The organism is Pelagerythrobacter aerophilus (genome assembly GCF_003581645.1).
In the GTDB taxonomy this organism is placed as follows: domain Bacteria; phylum Pseudomonadota; class Alphaproteobacteria; order Sphingomonadales; family Sphingomonadaceae; genus Pelagerythrobacter; species Pelagerythrobacter aerophilus.
In genome coordinates this window covers 135,544-151,061 of the sequence record NZ_QXFK01000011.1, presented here as the reverse complement: position 1 = coordinate 151,061, position 15,518 = coordinate 135,544, and the positions used below count along the sequence as shown (strand labels likewise).

Below are 15,518 nucleotides of genomic sequence, written 5' to 3'. Positions count from 1 at the left end.
TCAGTCCCTTTCCTTGATGTCTGGCGAGGCCGAACCGCCGCCGCGATCGCCGCTCTGAACGGCATGGATCGCCATTTGCCGCTGGTGACGGGCGGTCTGGACGGCGTGAAGTTTGCGCGCCCAGCCGGGCATGCCATCGCCGGTGGTATTACCGGCGGCGGTGGATGACGGAGCGGGCGTGCGGTTCATCGCGCCCCATGCGGCCTGGCGGCCGTGTTCGGCGGCCGCGCGCAGACCGAATGCGCCGCTGGCCTTTTGCGCAACAGCGCCTCTCGCCGCCGAAGCCATGCCGCCGATGGACGAACCTCCGGTCTCGTGCCCGAGGCGCGCGGCGGTCGAAGCGGCCGAACCCATCGCCGTCCCCGCGCGGATCGCGCCCATGCCGCCGCCGGCAAGTCCGCGGGCGGCAGCAAGACCGGCACCGCCGGCAAGCGCCATCCCGCCGGCTGCGAGCGCGCTGGTGGCGATTGCGGAGCCCGCGCCCAATTGCGGCGCGCCTGCGACCAGACCCGAAGCGATGCCGGGGCCGAAGATCGAAAGGCCGAACAGGGTCAGGCTTGCGAGCATCAGGGCGACGGCCTGCTCGATCGTCACTTCGCCCGCGGTGATCGCGCTGGTGAACTCGGCGAAGAAATTGGAGCCGATGCCGACGATCACCGCGAGCACCATCACCTTGATCCCGCTGGTGACGACCGAGCCGAGCACCCGTTCGGCAAGGAAGCTGGTCCGGTTCCACAGCGCGAAGGGCACGAGTACGAAGCCGGCAAGGCTGGTGAGCTTGAACTCGAGGATGGTGACGAAGATCTGCACCGCGAGGATGAAGAAGGCGATGATCACCACCACCCACGCGATCATCAGCACCGCGATCTCGATGAAGTTCTCGAAGAAGGCGATCGGGCCGACGAGATCGGACGCCTGGTCGAGCAAGGGAGCGGCGGCCTCGAAACCGGTGCCGGCGAGCCGCCCCGGCATGAGAAGGTCGGCAGCGGAGAGCGTGCCGCCGCCTGCGGTCAGGCCCAACCCGGCGAAGGACCGAAAGATGATCTCGGATAGTATCGGGAAGCTGTTGAGGATCAGCGCGAAGGCGCCGACATAGAGGATCTTCTTGAGGAAGCGGCCGATGATGTCGTCCTCGCCGCCCAGCGCCCAGAACAGGCCGGCAAGGGTGATGTCGATACCGATCAGGACCGTGGTCAGGAAGGCGACATCGCCGCCCAGGAGGCCGAAGCCGCTATCGATATAAGCGATGAAGGCTTCGAGGAAGCGGTCGATGACGTTGAGATCGTCCATGCCTTGTCATCCAAAAAATGATGGTGCCGCGGGGCTCCGGCGGGGGGGGAGCGCGGGGGGACCGAAGCCCCGCGGGCTGCGGCCGCGCGGCGTCGGGGGAGACACGCCGCACGACCGGTCTCGTTATTGCCGGGGCGTGTAGGCCTTGCCGTCGCCAAGGAAGCGGCGGGTGTTTTCGCGTGCCTCGCGCTCGATCTCGCCGCGGCGCGCCTGCTCGATCGCCTCGCTGCGGAACTGAGCGGCCATCATCTGCTGGAGCTGGAATTGCTGCTTGGTCGTGAGCGCGAGCAATTGGTTGGTGGCCTGCTGTGCCTGGAGCGAACCCTCGGCGCCCTGGCTCTTATCGACGATTGCCTTCAGCGCCTCGGCATCCTCGCGGACATTCTCGACGATCGAACTCTGGATGCCCATCGTCTGGCGAAACGAAGCCATGGCCGTGTCGAGTCTATGCCGGGCCGCCGCGATGCGCCGGTCACGCGTGGCGAGATGCTCGAAGCTCTCGGGAAACAGGCCGGCGAACTGCTCGTCGAGTTCGTCGAGCTTGAAATCGATGCCCTGCGCCTGACCCATCAGCCGGTCGATGTCCTGCAAGCGCTGCCGGAGTGCGTCGAGCTCGGGAAAATCGATCGTCGTCAGGTTCTTGGCGCTATCGATCAGCATCTGCGCTTCGTTCTGGAGCGAGCGGATCTGGTTGTTGATCTGTTCGAGCGTGCGCGCGGCGGTGAGCAGGTTCTGGCTGTAATTGGTGGGATCGAACACGGTGAACTGCGCATGAGCGGGGGTGCCCGGCATGCCGATGGCGATGGCGAGTGCGCCGGTCACACCAAGGCCGAGGGCGCCGGCGAACCAGCAATTGCGGGCGGGAATTTTCATGGGAGTTACTCCTTCTCTTCGGGGGCGGGGAAATGGGCGATGAGATCGGCGGCCCAAGCAAGGCCGGCATCGCCGAGGAAGCGGGCGGCGAAATCATCCGTCCCGTGCTGGGCGAGGATGGCGTCGATGCGCGCCTGGGTGGCGGGATCGGAGGTGCCGCACAGCGCGAGCGCGAGGGGCCCGAGACCGAGCTCGAACAGGCGATTGCCGCGCTGCGATTGGAGGTAATAGTGCCGCTTTGGCGTCGCCCGCGCGATCAACTCGATCTGCCGGGCATTGAGTCCGAAGCGCTCATAGGCGGCGCGGCCCTGCGGTTCGATCGCGCGGGGATTGGGCAGCAGAATGCGCTGCGGGCAGCTCTCGATGATGGCGGGCGCAATGGTGCTTTCGGCAACGTCCGCGAGGCTCTGGCTGGCGAAGACCACCGCGACATTCTTCTTGCGCAAGGTCTTGAGCCATTCGCGGATGCGCGCGGCGAACAGTGGGTGGTCGAGGAACTTCCAAGCCTCGTCGAGGATCAGCAGAGTCGGCCTGCCGGTGAAACGCTCTTCGAGCCGGTGAAAGAGATAGGTGAGCACGGGCGCGACAACGCCTGCGCTGTCCATCAGCGCTTCGGTCTCGAAGCATTGGACATCGGCCATGCGCAGATCGTCCTCGGCGGCATCGAGCAGCGCGCCGAACGGCCCTTCGAGCGTATAGGGCGCGAGCGCCGATCGCAGCGCGGCAGACTGGAGCAGGAGCGCTAGCCCTGTAAGCGTACGTTCTTCCTGCGGTGCGCCGGCAAGACTGAAGAGCGCCGACCAGACCGCCTCCTTGATCTCGGGCGTCAGCGCGACATTCTCGTGAGCGAGCAGCGCGCCGATCCATTCCGCCGCCCAGGCGCGTTCCGCAGGGCGGTCGATATGGCGCAGAGGCTGGAAAGCGATGATCTCGCCAGCGTCGGCGCCCAGGCCGAGCCCGTGATGCGCGCCGCCCATGGCGAGCACCGCCGCGCGGGCCGAGCGGCCCATGTCGAAAATGCAGATCTGGTTTCCCGGATAGCGGCGAAACTGTAGCGCGAGCAGCGCCAGGAGAACCGATTTGCCGGCGCCGGTCGGGCCGACGATCATCATGTGCCCGACATCGCCGACATGGCTCGACAGCCGGAACGGAGTCGACCCGCTGGTCTCGGCATAAAGCAACGGCGGCCCGTCCAAATGCGCGTTGCGCGCCGGGCCAGCCCAGACGCTCGAGAGCGGCATCAGATGGGCAAGGTTGAGCGTATGGACGAGCGGTTGCCGGACATTGGCGTAGACATGGCTGGGTAGCGAGCCGAGCCAGGCTTCGAGAGCGTTGACGCTTTCGCGGATGCAGGTGAAGCCGATACCATTGACGATCCGCTCGACGCTGCGGACCTTGTCTTCGACGCGGGTCCTGTCGCTATCGCTCAGCGTGATCGTGGTGGTGAGAAAACCGAAGGCGACATGGTCACCGCCAAGCGCCTGCAATGCGAGATCGGCATCGGCGGTCTTGTTGTCGGCGTCGCTGTCGAGCAACTGGACGGGCTGATTGGTGACGACTTCGCGCAGCAGCGCGGTCACCGATTTGCGCTTGTTGAACCATTGCCGCCGCAGCCTGGTGAGCGCGTTGGTGGCGTCGGCCCGGTCGAGCGCGATAAAGCGCGTGACCCAGCGATAGGCAAAATCCTGATGATTGAGCGCGTCGAGAATCCCCGGACGCGATAGATTGGGCAGGCCGAGAATGGTGAGCGTGCGCAGATGCTCATCGCCAAGCCGCGGCTTGAGCCCGCCTGTGATCGGCGTATCGGCCAGCAGGCCGTCGAGATAGATCGGGACCTCGGGCGCGGCGACCGGATGGCGCCGCGGCGAGATCGTGCCGTGTAGGTAGGTCAGCAATTCCTCATCGCCGAGCGCTTCAATGGCAGGCATGAAGCCGGCGAAGAGATCGAGCGCGCGGGTGGTTTCGGCGACGAACTGGTCGAGCACCTGCCGCCAATCGCGGCCCTTGGCATCGTCCGCGCGTTCGACCAACGCGCGTCCGGCTCGGTCCGCCTGGTCCGGCGGCGGGAGGAAAGTGAGCGTCAGATAGTAGCGGCTCTCGAAATGCGCGCCGGCGCTTTCGAAAGCCGCACGGCGTTCCTCGTCGACCAGCCAGGAAGCGGCGTCGGGAAAACGGCTTTCGGGATATCCGAGCGCTTCGCGTCGCTCGGCTTCGATGTGAAGCGCCCAGCCGGAGCCGAAGCGCTTGAGGACATTGTTCGCCCGCGCACAGGTGGCGACGAGTTCGGCCTCGGTCGCGCTTTCGAGATCGGGTCCGCGAAAGCGCAATGTCCGCGAGAAGCTGCCATCCTTGTTGAGAATGATGCCCGGCGCGACCAGCGCCGCCCAGGGAAGGTGATCGGCAAGCCGGTCGGCCTTGCTCCTGTATTCTCGCAGATTCAGCATGCGAGATGTCCTCGCTGCCTGAGGTGCCGTGCGAGCACCGCGGCGAAGTCGGGATCGCGCTTGGCGGCAAAGACCGCGAGCGTGTGGCCAACAGCCCAGAACACCAGGCCGGCGATCCATTGCTGGAGGCCAAGCCCGAGCGCGGCGGCGATCGTGCCGTTGACGATCGCGATGGCGCGCGGCCCGCCGCCGAGCAGGATCGGCTCGGTCAGCGCGCGATGCACCGGGGTCTCGAACCCTTCGATCGGACGTCCGCTCTCGTTCATGCGATCAGCGCTCCGCCCCCGAAGGAGAAGAAGGAAAGAAAGAAGGAGGAAGCGGCAAAGGCGATCGAGAGGCCGAAGATGATCTGGATCAGCCGGCGAAAGCCGCCGGCAGTCTCGCCGAAGGCGAGCGTCAGGCCGGTGACGATGATGATGATCACCGCGACGATCTTGGCGACCGGGCCCTGGACCGATTCCAGCACCGCCTGCAGCGGCTCTTCCCAGGGCATGCCCGAGCCCGCGGCCTGGGCGGTGGTGGCGATCGCGAGCGAGAGCGCGAGCGCAGCACCCGCGATCAGCGGTGCGCGGGATTGGGGACGGGACAATACGGACATGGATCAGTCTCCTTGAATTGAAGCTGCGGGATGGAACGGGAGATCGAAGACGGCGTAGGCACCGTCGGGATCGACGCCGTCGACGCGCGCGATCGTCTCGATGCGGCGAGCAAGGCCGCGCCCGGAGATGAACACGATCATGTCGATGGCCTCGGCGATGAGCCGCCTAGGAACGGTGACCACGGCTTCCTGGATCAGCTGTTCGATCCGGTAGAGCGCGCTCAATGCCGAATTGGCATGGACGGTGGCGATGCCGCCGGGATGGCCCGTGTTCCAGGCCTTGAGCATGTCGAGCGCCTCGGGTCCTCGCACTTCGCCGACGATGATCCGGTCGGGACGCAGGCGCAGGGTCGAGCGCACGAGATCGGCCATGCTGACCGAGCCTGCGCGCGTGCGCAGCGCGACGACATCGGACGCCGTGCATTGCAGCTCGCGCGTATCCTCGATCAGGATCACCCGCTCGTCGAGCTCGGCCAATTCGGCAAGCATCGCATTGGCGAGCGTGGTCTTGCCCGAGGACGTACCGCCCACGACAAGGATGTTTCGCCGCTCGGCGACCGCTTCCGTCAATCGCCGGGCGGCAGTTTCCGGCATGATGCCGTCCGCGACATAGTCGCCAAGCGTGTAGATCCGCGAGGCGGGCTTGCGGATTGCGAAGCAGGGTGCGAGCGCGACAGGCGGGAGCACACCTTCGAAGCGCTCGCCGGCGCTTGTTCCGTGCGGCGGCAATTCGGCCGAAACGATCGGAGCGTTCTCATGCGCTTCGCCCCGTGCATGGGTCGCGACCAGACGGATGATCCGCTCGACCTGATCCGGTTCGAACCGCACTTCGGTATCGACCCGGCCTTCGCCGAGCAGATCGACGCGCAGCGCCCCGTCGGGATTGACCATGATCTCGATGACGCGCGGATCGGAGAGGGCCGCGGCAATCGCCGGCCCCATGGCGGTGCACAGCATCGCCCGGCGGCGCTCCAAGGGAAGCGAAGCGCTCACGGCTGCAATTCCGTCTGCTCTTCGGGCCCGATCGAGCGCTTGCCGGCTGCGATCTGCCGGCCCACTTGCGACACGAAGGCTTCGAAGCGTTCATTGCCCAGCGCGCGCGCGGCCGAATCCGCTTCGGGCAAGGGCGCACTCACCGTCAGCTGGTATCGGATGAAGAGCGACAGGCTTTCGAGCAGTATCTCGACATCGCGCGCGATCCGGCCGGTTTCACGCGACATGCGATCGAGCCGGAGCTTGAGGAGATCGTCGATCTGCTTGGTGCCGCGCCCGGCGAAATACTGGCCAAGCGCTTCGTTGACGATGCCGCTCTTGGTCGTGCCCGGTCCGGCGGCAAGCGCTTCCAGCGCATTGCTGACTTCCCGGTCGATATAGAGATTTTGCCGAAACTTCATCGGCTCACAATCCCGGCATCAGATCGCGCGAGCTGCTCTCATTGAGCGCATGGCCGCGCGCTATGTCACTCAGCCCTCGCACGCGGTTCATCGCTTGGCTGTCGGCCGTGCTATTGTCCTCGTCCCTGTCGCTACCGATCAGTTCGAGCTGCCGGGGCTCCTCCTGCTTCGCACTCTGCTCTTCTCCGATACCGGGGTGGCGCTGCTGCTGAAGGCCGCCAGCCTCTTCCTCTTCGCCCGGCATGTCTTCCGCAGGCGCCAGCCGCGGATCGGGTTTGCCCGTGCTGCCTATCCAGTCATGCGGCCTCGTGGCCGGAGAGTCGGGATAGGCTTGCTGGACTTGTCCCGGAGCGGTCCCGGAGGAGGCCTGGAAAGGCTCGGGAGCAGGAAGCAGCCGGCTCGTGAAATTACGGTCTTCGTAGTAGCGAAGCTTGTTCGCGCGGATCGGCGCCGTTCCGGAGACCAGCACGAGCTCGTCGGCGGGCGGCAATTGCATCACCTCGCCCGGCGTCAGTAATGGGCGGGCAGTCTCCTGCCGGCTGACCATGACATGGGCGAGCCAGGGGGCGAGCCGGTGTCCGGCATAATTGCGCATCGCGCGCTGCTCGGTCGCGGTGCCGAGCGCATCGGAGACGCGCTGCGCGGTGCGTTCGTCATTGGTCGCGAAGGCGACGCGCACATGGCAATTGTCGAGGATCGCGTTGTGCTCGCCATAGGCCTTCTCGATCTGGTTGAGGCTCTGGGCGATGAGGAAGGCGCGGATGCCGTAGCCGGCCATGAAGGCAAGGCTGGTCTCGAAGAAGTCGAGCCGCCCCAAAGCCGGAAACTCATCGAGCATCATCAGCAATTGATGCCGGCGATCCTTGCCATCCTGGCCATCGAGCGTCTCGGTGAGGCGGCGGCCGATCTGGTTGAGCACGAGGCGCACCAGCGGCTTGGTCCGGCTGATATCGGATGGCGGGATGACGAGGTAAAGCGAGACCGGCCGCGATGCATCGACAAGATCGGCGATGCGCCAGTCGCAGCGCGAGGTGACAGCGGCAACGGTCGGGTCGCGATAGAGACCCAGGAAGCTCATCGCGGTCGAAAGCACGCCCGAGCGCTCGTTCTCGGACTTGTTGAGCACTTCGCGCGCGGCCGATGCGATCACGGGGTGGACCTGCGGCGCTTCCTCGGTTCCCAGATGGTTGGTGCTCATCATTCGCCGCAAGGTCGCGGTGAAAGCCCGCCGCGAATCGGAGAGGAAGGTTGCAACGCGCGCGAGCGTCTTTTCCTCTTCGGCATAGAGAACGTGGAGGATCGCCCCGACCAGCAGCGAATGGCTGGTCTTTTCCCAATGATTGCGCCTCTCGAGCGCGCCTTCCGGGTCGACCAGGATATCGGCGATGTTCTGGACGTCGCGGACCTCGTATTCGCCGCGCCGGACTTCGAGCAGAGGATTGTAATGCGCCGATCGCGCATCGGTCGGATTGAACAGCAGGCAATGCGAGAAGCGCGCACGCCAGCCGGCGGTCAGCTGCCAGTTCTCGCCCTTGATGTCGTGAATGACCGCACTGCCGGTCCAACCCAGCAAGGTCGGCACCACCAAGCCGACTCCCTTGCCCGAGCGGGTCGGGGCAAAGGCCATGATGTGTTCGGGACCGTCATGGCGCAGATAGCGCCCGTCCTTGCGACCAAGAAAGACGCCGGCATCGCCAAACAGGCCGGCGCGCGCGATATCCCGCCGCTCGGCCCAGCGGGCAGAGCCATAGGTGGTGACGTGGCGCCGCTGCCGCGCGCGCCAGAGCGAACCGAAGATCGCCGCGCCACAGCCGACGAACCCGCTCGCCCCCGCGAGCGTCCCGGCCTTGTCGAAGACATGGGGCGCATAGGCCTCGTAATGATACCACCATGCGAAGAGCTGCCAGGGGCGGTAGGCAGGCATGTCGAATACGGTGAACCAGGGCGCTCCGAGCTGCGGCTGATAGCCGAGCATCGACGCCGCCCATTGGGTCGCGGCCCATAGCCCTGCGAGCACGATCGCGAATACGACGAGAATCTGGCCGATGAGCAGTTTGGTCGGGGTCATTGCGGGGCTCCGGCCGGGTAGCGGGATGCCTCCCCGGTCCATGCCCCGCAGGGTTGCCCTATCGAGCTCCCGCGTGAATTACGGCCTCGACGCGGGAAAGCGCGGCTCGAAGCAGCAACAGGGAAGCGGCTGTAGCCTGTCCGAAATTTGCGTACATATTTCGGACAAGCGCATGGCCATTTGTCCGAAAAATGTATACATGCTTCGGACATGAGCGATGCAACCAGCCTCAAGAGTCGCATTCTCGCGCGTATTTCCGACGGTCCCGCCCGGGCGGTGTGGACCGCGGCGGATTTCGCCGATCTCGGCACGCGCGACGCGATCGACAAGGCGCTGCAGCGCCTGGTGGCCGCCGGCACGCTGCGGCGGATCGAGCGCGGCCTCTACGACCGGCCCCGGCCCAACAGCCTGACCCGGCAGGACAGCCCGCCCGATCCGCGGGCGGTCATCGACGCGATCGCCAGGCGCGATCAGATCCGGGTGCTGGTCGACGGGATGACCGCCGCCAACGATCTCGGCCTGACCAATGCCGTACCGGCAAAAATCACCGTGCATAGCGATGCCCGGCTCAAGCCGATCCGTCTCGGCAATCTCGAGATTACCTTTCGCCCGACCGCGGCCAGCAAGCTCTACTGGGCCGGCCGGCCGGCCATGCGGATCGTCCAGGCGCTGCATTGGCTGCGCGACACGGCCGACCAGGATGGCGCATTGCCGGCACTCAGGAACAGGCTGCGCAAGCTGCTCGATGATGACAGGCAGGGAGCGCAACTGCGCGCCGACCTGCGCGACGGCATGCAGACCCTGCCCGCGTGGATGCAGGAGCTGCTGAAGCCGCTTGTGCAAGAGGAAGTGACGGCAAGGTGAATCCCGCCTTCGACGAAATCCTCGCCGCGGATGAGGAAAGCCGCGCCGGCCTGTTCACCGCGACCGCGCAGCGGCTCGGGACCACGCCGCAAAACGCCGAAAAGGACTTCTGGGTCTGCTGGACGCTCGATGCCCTCTTCAACGGGCTCGGCACAGGCCCGCGCCTGCTCTTCAAGGGCGGGACCTCGCTGTCGAAAGGCTTCGGCCTGATCCGGCGATTTTCCGAAGACATCGACGTCACCGTCTTTCGCGACGATCTTGGCCAGGCCCATTCGGTCGAAGAGCTGCAAGCGCTCAGCCGCAAGAAGCGCGAGCGCTCGCTCGATGCGATAAAGGAGGCCTGCGAAACCTATATCAATGGCGAACTGCTCGAAGGCCTGAACGGACTTGTCGCCGATGCCGCCGCACGCACCGGCCTGCCCGCCGACCATTTCCGCGTCGCCGCGCATGACGAAGACAGCCAGACCCTGCTGGTCCATTATCCGACGGCCACGCCGGCGGACGGCTATATCGACAAGTCGGTCAAGATCGAGTCCGGAGCCAAATCGGCGCTCGATCCCCATGCCGTCCATACGATCCGGCCCTATGCCGACGAGGACGCGCCCGGGCTCGACCTTGCGGTGCCCAATGTGACGATCGTCGATCCCGAACGGACGTTCTGGGACAAGGTGGTCATTCTCCATGGCCTGCGCCGCTGGTATGAAATCCGGGGAGAATTGCGCGGCGGCGGCCACCGCATTTCCCGTCACTATTACGACCTGCATGCTTTGCTGGATTCGCCCGTCGGCGCGCGCGCGATCGGGGACACGGCGCTCGGCGCCGATTGCGTCGCGCATGCGCGCACTTTCTTCAATCGTCCCGATTTCGACCTTGCGAGCGCAGAGCCGCCCACCTTCGCGCTGTGCCCCGAAGGCGCCATGACCGACGATTTGCGGCGCGATTATGCGGCAATGGCGGCCATGATATTCGCAAAGCCTCCATCCTTCGAGGCGATCATCGAAAGCATCGCCGATCTCCAGGGACAACTGAACGCCAAGGTGGATTGACCCAGTTCAGGAAATACCCGGACCGCTTCGGCCGCGCCCGAAGGTCCAGCTGATCGGGCCATCGCGCATGACCCCCGAGACATTCTTGCCAGCATGGCGACCCAGCACCGGCCGCCAGGGAACGAGCGTGAACTCCTTCGATGTCTCCACCAGCGCATAACGGCCGCCAAGCCCATCCACCCGGCGGCGATAGATACCGGAAATGGCCGAACCCGTGTCGGCCTCGGCGAACGGCTTGCCCAATTCGCGGCCAAGCTCGGACCCGAGACGCAGCAATTCGCGGCGGCGCAGCGCTGCAATCGCGCCCTTGCGCAGTTCGAACCTGCCGCCTTCCTCTTGCGCGAGCCCCTCGGCCAGCAGCCATCGCCGGCGCCGCGCCAGCGCATCGCGCGTCGCCCTGCCGAAACCGGCATCGCGCAGGGCCTCGGGTTCCTTCGCCGCCAGTTCGCTATCGAGCCATGTCGCGGCGTCTCCCTCGATCAGCTTCTCGAGCGGCTCGGACGACAGCACTTCCACCGCCACCGGCCGATCCCCGGCCTTCGCGGCCTCATAGGCACTTGCATGGTCGAGATGGTCGGGAGCGATGATCCAGCTTCCATCGGGCCTGCGCTCGACGCCCCCCGTGAGCCGCCGGATCGCTTCGAGCCGGCGAACATGGCTTTGGACGAAAGCTTCGGTCGCGCGGCTGTCGAATGCCATATGCGCATCGACATCGTAACGGCCGCCATTGGCGGCGGCCACTTCGGCAATGGTCCGGTCCGCCTGCCTCGGACTTCGCGATACGGGCTCGATCCGGACGATCGCCCCGCTTTCCAGCGGATCGACATTCTCGCCCTTGCCGATGGCGGCATAATAGCTGCGCCCGTCGGTCGCCTCGACCAGCAGGTAATGGCGGTCATTGAGTTCGTCGGCAAAGCCGCGTTCGACCACCCGGCCGATGAGCGGGCGCGCATCGCTTGCACCGGGATCGTAGATTGCCTGGTCGGCCAGAGCGGGCGTGGTTCCCCGGGCGGCAAAGCCGCGCTGCATGGTCCGGATGATATCGCCGCGCTCGCCCATCCGGCGCAAGGTATCGGCAAGATTGGGATCGAGCCGCCATCCCGTGTTCCTCACCGGCTCGGCGAGCCGGAGCCGTTCGAGCTTGCGCAGCCGGCCCATCCGCAGGCTCTGCTCGAACGCATTCCGGCCTGCCGCGCCGACCATTCCATCGGCATCGGCCTCGCGCAGCAGCGACTGGTCGATGCTGGTAAACCGCTCCTGCTCTACCTCGGCCCGCAATCTCGCCTTGATCTCGTTTTCGGTGCGCGGCCCAAGATCGAGATCGACCAGTTCGGCGGCGCGCTCGCGCATGCCGCTGGTCAGGTAATCGCGGGCGATGATGAGATCCTTGCCGCGATCATCCCTGCCGCGCAGGATTATGTGGGTATGCGGATGGCCGGTATTGAAATGGTCGACCGCGACCCAGTCGAGCTTCGTTCCAAGGTCCTCTTCCATCCGCGTCATCAACCGGCGGGTGAGCGGCTTCAGATCCTCGTATTCCGCGCCGTCTTCGGGCGAGACAATGAAACGGAACTGGTGACGGTCGCCGGCGCCGCGCTCGAGAAACGTCTTCCCGTCCACCTTGTCGGTCTCGGCGCCGTAAAGCCGCCCGCGCTCGCCATCGCGGGTCGTGCCGTCGCGTTCGACATAACGCAGATGCGCCTGCGCCGCGGCCGCCCCTTTTCCGCCGAGCTTGACGATCCTCGACTTGATGATGACGCGGCGCTGGCGGAAGGCGGAGGTAGCATCGCGGCTCGCGAGCATCCGGCCGGCGGCCGCGCCGCGCCCCATCCGGCTCCCATCGAAGCGGCCCCGCCGCGCGGGAGCACCGCTGCCGCCGCGTGCAAGATTGGCGGCCGCCAGCACACGGTGAAGATACTTTTTCCCTTTGGGTTTTCCCGGGCCGCGCATGCGGCCCAGGCGGGGCTCGATTTCGTCATCCTTGTTCATGCCGGTCCTCGCGAGAACTGCCGTTCAGGGGCCAGCATGGGCGTGCGGGAGCGCCATGAAAACCGGTGCCAGAAAAGCGAAGGAATCGTGCGGGATAGAGCCTATCGTGGCACCATTTATCCCGGCGGGGTGCCAAGCTGGCTTCCATAATACGATGTGCAAACAAAGACTTATGGAGACAGACCGCAGGGCTGGCACCATTGCTTTATCTTGCCTTACGCCCCACCAGCCCCAACTCTCCCTTCCCGGTCACCCATCGCTTCTCAGCGACCAGGCAAGTCCGAGGGAGTGCGTCAATGCGCAGGGCCTCGAAGACAGAGGCTGCACACCCTTTTTTGGACCGGCAGAATCACAGCGCGAAAGCTCAGATCTTGTTGGTCGATCCAGGCGAAGGCGGAGCAAGGCCTGCAACCAATTCGACCGAACGAACCGAGATAATCCGTTCTATGCGTGCCGCCAGAAGCGCGCCTGTATGCGCCTCCAACCCGCCAATATCGACTTCTATCCGGAGACGTTCGTACTCACATTCGTATGCAATTGTTGATGGAATGAGCGATTGCTGAGCGCCGATTCCGAGCACGCGAGGGAGAACTTCACTGCAATGATCGGCTTCCACAGCAAGGCGTACGAGAGTCTCGCGAGCCGGTTTGGAAGTAGAACTAGCCGCAGATTGCGGATGAGATTTCGGCGCAGGCCGGACGTGAGTATGGGGCATTATGCAACTCGAAACTGGAAATTGAGCGGACCGCAAAAGGCGCGGCGCGAATGCCGGTTCAGATCCGGCAGGTGCTAATTCGCGGACGGCTCGCCCGGCACACAGCGGCGCGGCCGCCGGCGCTAAGTCGCGCCGCGAGAGCCAGTGCCACGCTATACAGGGTCCAATTCAAGGTCGCTTTCCGTTCGATGCGTATGGTGCTTACATATGTATAGACGCGCGAGCACCGAAAATCCGCTACTTCGTGTCGGTGGTCTGCGCACCCGGCGACAACACGACAAAGATATCCGAAGGGTTTTTGGTGGCAGAATGCGCCGCTGAATCTTCCGATTTGCTGCCGCCGAGAAAGAACAGGCGGGTCTGAACAGTCTGGGGCGATGTAGTCTCCGCGGCGGACGCTGCGCCCACCATTGTCAGGTAGGCTCGGGTTTCCTGCGGCAGAGCTCGCCCCGTAGTGAGATGCTCGGCATAGCGTGCGGGACCCGCATTGTAGGCGGCAAAAAGGCCGGGATAGCCGAAACGATCGTACATCCGGCGCAGATAGGCAGCGCCGGCGAGAATGTTGTCGCGCGGATCGTGGGGATCGGAGCCGAGCGCCAGCGAAGCGCGCATCTCTGCCCAAGTGCCGGGCATAAGTTGCATCAGCCCCATGGCGCCGGCGTGGCTGGCGATCGGACGGCCATCGAGCGTGGTTCTGCCGCCGCTTTCGGCCCGCATGACGCGCTCGATCCATGCGCCCGGTATGTCGAAACGCGCGGCGGCTTCGGCGATATAGGTGCGCCAGCGATCGACCGGATCGGCCGCCGCGGGCGAGCTTGCAATGAGGGCAAGCGCGGCGATGAGGCAGCTCAACCGGGCCATATCAGTTGCGCCTTGCCGATGATGTCGGAAGAGGAAGTCGGCCCGAAATAGCGACCATCGAAGGACGAGGCGTTGTCTTCCATCAGCAGAAAAGCGGTGTCGTCCCTTAGTACGATGCACCCGTTCCACCATGGCATCGTCCGTCCAGCGCCATCGTTCCTCGCGCGCGCGGCGACCTGCTTTCCATTGACGAATATGGCCCTGCCATGCGCACAGACCATGTCCCCGGACACCGCGACGACGCGTTTCACAAGCGGCACATTGTGCGGCAGGTAACGCCGCCTGGCAGCGAAACTGCGCCAGGGCTCGGGCATGCGGGCGACGACCATATCGCCCGGCGCGATCCAGCCCCGCCCACCGACCGTGTAAAGGCCGATGGGCGCGCTGGCGCTGGCATTCCACACCAGCAATGGCCGAGGTTTCCATATGATCGTGATCGCAAGCGCAGTCGCGAGAATGCCGAGCGCATAGGCTTTGCGCTTCAATCTACGTCGCCGCGTCTTTGCCGCGCGCAGAGCAGCGCCCCATTGGAGGAGAGGCATGCGATCGCTTGAAGAGCGGTCGTCAGTCATGACCGCCGCTTTCCGCAACGCCCTTCGACCAGGCATCGAGATCGTCGATATGATAGCGGATATGGCGCGAATGGCGCCGGAAGCGCGGTCCCGTTCCGGCGCTGCGATGCTCCTGCAAGGTGCGGGTGGAAAGGCCAAGATAATGCGCGGCCTGCTCGGGACTGAGAAAGGGAGAGCCGCGCTGTGCCCGGCGCGCGCGATCGACTTCGTCGTCTTCGGTCATGTGGCCTCATCCATGCGTCTCGCCGCGATGCGCGGCGCTCGGCACCGATGAAGCCCAACCTGCCCCGGTTCGGGGAGTGTCGAATTGAGGGAGGGCGATTTCGACACCCCAGTAAAGGAGACCGCGCCCGAAGGCGCGGCCCCGAAGCGGTCAGTCGTTCGAGCGGCGGCTCGAGCGCGACCAGATCAGCGAATGGGTCTTGCCATCCGTCTCTTCGAACAGATTGGCATAGATGGGAGCAGTGAAACTCGGATCGTCGAATTTGAGACCGAGATAGTCGCGCCCCTCGTTCGAGGTCTTCGCCCATCCGGCGCCGATCTCGGCGCGGCCGACGGTGACGCGATGGCTGGGCGCATTTTCGCTTGCGCGGTCGTCTTCGGGCGTGATGCGAACGTTCTTCGCCTGGACTGAAAGCGTAACGATCTCTCCGACGAAGGAACCGTCTGCGTTCTTGGTGAAAGTTCCGATCTGGGCCATGTCAATTCTCCTGATGCTGTCTCGATACCGCCCCATGCGGCCTCGATGCGGTTGACAGGCCGTGGGCCGGACGGGGCGCACCGCGAGGCCAGCGTCAGCGGAGG

Annotated in this window: 16 protein-coding genes; 2 read left to right on the top strand and 14 right to left on the bottom strand. The window is 65.2% G+C overall.

Annotation, left to right across the window (positions count from 1 at the left end; genetic code table 11):
• The 8 genes from trbL to D2V04_RS03340 all read right to left on the bottom strand — a co-directional run bounded on the left by trbL (position 1) and on the right by D2V04_RS03340 (position 8,667).
• The gene (gene trbL / locus D2V04_RS03375; protein ID WP_119511932.1) at positions 1-1,290 is read right to left on the bottom strand and encodes a P-type conjugative transfer protein TrbL; all 1,290 of its coding nucleotides are present in this window, start codon (positions 1,288-1,290) and stop codon (positions 1-3) included.
• Positions 1,291-1,413: 123 nt separating this feature from the next.
• On the bottom strand, positions 1,414-2,163 hold the full coding sequence (gene trbJ, locus D2V04_RS03370; protein ID WP_119511931.1) for a P-type conjugative transfer protein TrbJ: 750 nt from the start codon (positions 2,161-2,163) through the stop codon (positions 1,414-1,416).
• 5 nt (positions 2,164-2,168) lie between these two features.
• Positions 2,169-4,607, bottom strand: a complete 2,439-nt coding sequence (gene trbE, locus D2V04_RS03365; protein ID WP_119511930.1) for a conjugal transfer protein TrbE — start codon at positions 4,605-4,607, stop codon at positions 2,169-2,171.
• Positions 4,601-4,873 carry a VirB3 family type IV secretion system protein gene (locus tag D2V04_RS03360; protein WP_119511929.1) on the bottom strand — a complete coding sequence of 91 codons (273 nt, stop codon included), beginning with the start codon at positions 4,871-4,873 and terminating at the stop codon, positions 4,601-4,603. The genes trbE and D2V04_RS03360 overlap by 7 nt, the downstream gene beginning before the upstream one ends.
• The gene (locus tag D2V04_RS03355; RefSeq protein ID WP_119511928.1) at positions 4,870-5,205 is read right to left on the bottom strand and encodes a TrbC/VirB2 family protein; all 336 of its coding nucleotides are present in this window, start codon (positions 5,203-5,205) and stop codon (positions 4,870-4,872) included. Before D2V04_RS03355 ends, D2V04_RS03360 begins: the two co-directional genes overlap by 4 nt.
• Positions 5,206-5,208: 3 nt before the next feature.
• Complete coding sequence (gene trbB / locus D2V04_RS03350; protein WP_182849645.1) at positions 5,209-6,162, bottom strand: P-type conjugative transfer ATPase TrbB; 954 nt, start codon at positions 6,160-6,162, stop codon at positions 5,209-5,211.
• A gap of 32 nt (positions 6,163-6,194) precedes the next feature.
• Positions 6,195-6,599, bottom strand: coding sequence for a CopG family transcriptional regulator (locus D2V04_RS03345; protein WP_119511926.1), 405 nt, complete (start codon positions 6,597-6,599; stop codon positions 6,195-6,197).
• Between the two features lie 4 nt (positions 6,600-6,603).
• Entirely contained in the window at positions 6,604-8,667 is a 2,064-nt protein-coding gene (locus D2V04_RS03340; protein WP_119511925.1) for a conjugal transfer protein TraG, read from the bottom strand.
• A gap of 210 nt (positions 8,668-8,877) precedes the next feature.
• Here D2V04_RS03340 and D2V04_RS03335 point away from each other — a divergent pair, with 210 nt between their 5' ends.
• Both D2V04_RS03335 and D2V04_RS03330 read left to right on the top strand, forming a co-directional pair.
• Positions 8,878-9,531 carry a DUF6088 family protein gene (locus D2V04_RS03335; protein WP_119511924.1) on the top strand — a complete coding sequence of 218 codons (654 nt, stop codon included), beginning with the start codon at positions 8,878-8,880 and terminating at the stop codon, positions 9,529-9,531.
• Positions 9,528-10,577 (top strand): nucleotidyl transferase AbiEii/AbiGii toxin family protein, encoded by a 1,050-nt coding sequence (locus D2V04_RS03330; RefSeq protein ID WP_119511923.1) that lies wholly within the window; start codon positions 9,528-9,530, stop codon positions 10,575-10,577. The genes D2V04_RS03335 and D2V04_RS03330 overlap by 4 nt, the downstream gene beginning before the upstream one ends.
• 6 nt (positions 10,578-10,583) lie before the next feature.
• Here the strand turns inward: D2V04_RS03330 and rlxS are convergent, their stop codons facing one another.
• The 6 genes from rlxS to D2V04_RS03305 all read right to left on the bottom strand — a co-directional run bounded on the left by rlxS (position 10,584) and on the right by D2V04_RS03305 (position 15,414).
• Complete coding sequence (rlxS, locus tag D2V04_RS03325) at positions 10,584-12,566, bottom strand: relaxase/mobilization nuclease RlxS (protein ID WP_119511922.1); 1,983 nt, start codon at positions 12,564-12,566, stop codon at positions 10,584-10,586.
• 364 nt (positions 12,567-12,930) lie between these two features.
• Positions 12,931-13,182: a hypothetical protein gene (locus tag D2V04_RS17715; RefSeq protein WP_147391757.1), complete on the bottom strand. Its 252-nt coding sequence runs from the start codon at positions 13,180-13,182 to the stop codon at positions 12,931-12,933.
• Positions 13,183-13,518: 336 nt separating this feature from the next.
• On the bottom strand, positions 13,519-14,142 hold the full coding sequence (locus D2V04_RS03320; protein WP_119511921.1) for a lytic transglycosylase domain-containing protein: 624 nt from the start codon (positions 14,140-14,142) through the stop codon (positions 13,519-13,521).
• On the bottom strand, positions 14,130-14,714 hold the full coding sequence (locus D2V04_RS03315) for a S26 family signal peptidase (protein ID WP_228766229.1): 585 nt from the start codon (positions 14,712-14,714) through the stop codon (positions 14,130-14,132). The genes D2V04_RS03320 and D2V04_RS03315 overlap by 13 nt, the downstream gene beginning before the upstream one ends.
• Positions 14,707-14,937 carry a helix-turn-helix domain-containing protein gene (locus D2V04_RS03310; RefSeq protein ID WP_119511919.1) on the bottom strand — a complete coding sequence of 77 codons (231 nt, stop codon included), beginning with the start codon at positions 14,935-14,937 and terminating at the stop codon, positions 14,707-14,709. Before D2V04_RS03310 ends, D2V04_RS03315 begins: the two co-directional genes overlap by 8 nt.
• Before the next feature lie 150 nt (positions 14,938-15,087).
• Complete coding sequence (locus D2V04_RS03305) at positions 15,088-15,414, bottom strand: DUF736 domain-containing protein (RefSeq protein WP_119511918.1); 327 nt, start codon at positions 15,412-15,414, stop codon at positions 15,088-15,090.
• Between the last annotated feature and the right edge of the window lie 104 nt (positions 15,415-15,518).